The organism is Bizionia saleffrena (assembly GCF_008086175.1).
GTDB classification, from domain to species: Bacteria; Bacteroidota; Bacteroidia; order Flavobacteriales; family Flavobacteriaceae; genus Bizionia; species Bizionia saleffrena.
Map to the genome: position 1 here is coordinate 1 of NZ_VSKM01000062.1, position 593 is coordinate 593.

The 593-nt window shown below is 31.0% G+C and carries 1 protein-coding gene; it reads right to left on the reverse strand.

Annotated elements, in window-relative coordinates; genetic code table 11:
* Positions 1-593 (reverse strand): hypothetical protein (locus ES676_RS14875; RefSeq protein WP_215731664.1); only part of this gene is annotated, 593 nt, incomplete at both ends.

Here is a 593-nt window from a genome sequence, read left to right on the forward strand (position 1 = left end):
GACGTATTTCCTGTGCTACCACCAGTTGAGCCTCCACCTCCAGGAAAACCACAACCATAGTACATTCTATCACTGTTATAAGCTGTACAGTCAGCATAATTGTCGGATCCGTTGTGTCCTGCAGAACCAGAACACCATTCTACGAGCACATAACCTGAGCAATCTGCTGCTTTATTAAAAATATCACTAATTATACCCTCATCATTTATAACTGTAGAACTTACTTTATTAGTTATATCTACATATGTGTTATTTGAGATGTCTTCTTTTTCAGCAGCTGTTATATTATATAATATTATGCTTGTTTTATAAGTCCCATCTGGCTCTAAAGAAACTAATAAATTTTCTAACATTTCTATCTCTACATCTCTTTGAATATAAAAGGTATAAGAATGATAAGTTTTATCTACACTTTCTATATAAGTCGCATAACTTGTGTTAATAGTAAACCCATACTCATTTGAAACTAAGGTTTTATTTTGAGAATTATTAGATTTTTTATTTCTTAAATTAGAGGATAGTTTTGTTAGCTTTCTTGTAAGTGTGGTATTTTCTGCTAACTTAGATTTGTCAATTTTTGAGATTTTAAAATC